Here is a 1354-nt window from a genome sequence, read left to right as displayed (position 1 = left end):
GCTGAACCCCAGTGTAGGTTATCTGAATGAGATTCTTAAATTTGTCTTTGGTCTGGAAACAGCACCCTTTGACATTTATACTATGGCCGGCTTAGGCTGGGTACTGACTCTGTTCTACTCTCCCTTTGCTTTCATCACCATTTCCCGTGCTATGGAGAAAATGGATCCGACTCTGGAGGAGGCTGCGCGTGTCAGCGGCGCTTCTCCGATGCGTACCGTTTTTGACGTAACCCTGCCGCTGATGGCTCCGTCCATTCTGGCAGGCGGCCTGCTGGTATTTATTGCTGCCGGCAGCTGCTTCGGTATTCCTGCTATCGTAGGTATGCCGGGCAATATTGAAGTAATGACCACGCGTATCGTAACCTATATTTACATGGGCGATACTGCGGGCGTACGTGATGCTACTGCTTTGGCTGCTTCCCTGATGTTCCTTGCTAACATCCTGCTGTTCGGTATGACCTGGATGGTTGGCAAAAAGGATTACACCACTATCAGCGGTAAGAGCACCCGTCCGAACATCGTTGAGTTGGGAAAATGGAAATGGCCCTGCTTCTGCCTGGTTGGCGCTTACAGCATGATTTCCATTATCATTCCGCTGGGATCTATCGTGCTTACCAGCTTGATTATCACTCTGTCTAAGCCGATTGCTCTGGATAACCTGGGCTTTGATGCCTGGATTCCTGTTATCACCAGCTCCCAGTATATGGAAAGCGTTTGGAATTCTGTTGTTTACGCCGTTATTGCTGCCTGCATCGGCACACTTATTTCCATCTTTATTGCATATCTTGCAGTTAAAACCAGAATCAAAGGCCGCAGCCTGCCGGATCTGCTGGTAGTTATCGGTGGCAGTACCCCGTCCATCGTTATTGCGCTGGCTTTGATTATTACCTTCAGCGGTAATTTTGGTTTGAACCTTTATTCCACGATGTGGATTATGGTAGTTGCTTATCTGGTAAAATACATGACGATGTCTGTGCGTACCATCGCCGCTTCGCTGAGCCAGGTGCACATCTCTCTGGAGGAGGCTGCACTGAACTCCGGTGCCAGCTGGCTGCGCTGCTGCAAGGATATCATCATGCCGCTTATTGCACCGTCCATCGTTGCCGGCTGGTTCCTGATTTTCATGCCGTCCTTCTACGAGCTGACTATGTCCCTGCTCCTGTACGGCAGTGATACCAAGACCATCGGCGTATTGCTGTATGAACTGCAGACCTATGCAGATACGCAGAATGCTTCTGTGCTTTCTGTAATCATTCTGCTGATTGTTTTGATTGGTAACCTGATTCTGAATAAGGTTTCCAAGGGTAACGTAGGTATTTAATTAAAGGAGCATTCCCGTAATCAACAAATATGA

Annotated in this window: 1 protein-coding gene; it reads left to right on the top strand. The window is 48.7% G+C overall.

All coding sequences use genetic code 11. From position 1 onward, the window contains the following. A partial coding sequence (locus BN587_RS07225; RefSeq protein WP_044484512.1) for an ABC transporter permease occupies positions 1-1321 on the top strand: 1321 nt, incomplete at its 5' end. Between the last annotated feature and the right edge of the window lie 33 nt (positions 1322-1354).

Source organism: Phascolarctobacterium succinatutens CAG:287 (assembly GCF_000434895.1).
Lineage (GTDB): Bacteria > Bacillota > Negativicutes > Acidaminococcales > Acidaminococcaceae > Phascolarctobacterium_A > Phascolarctobacterium_A succinatutens_A.
Note: the sequence above shows the minus strand (reverse complement) of the source record. Positions and strands in the feature narration are given on the sequence as shown.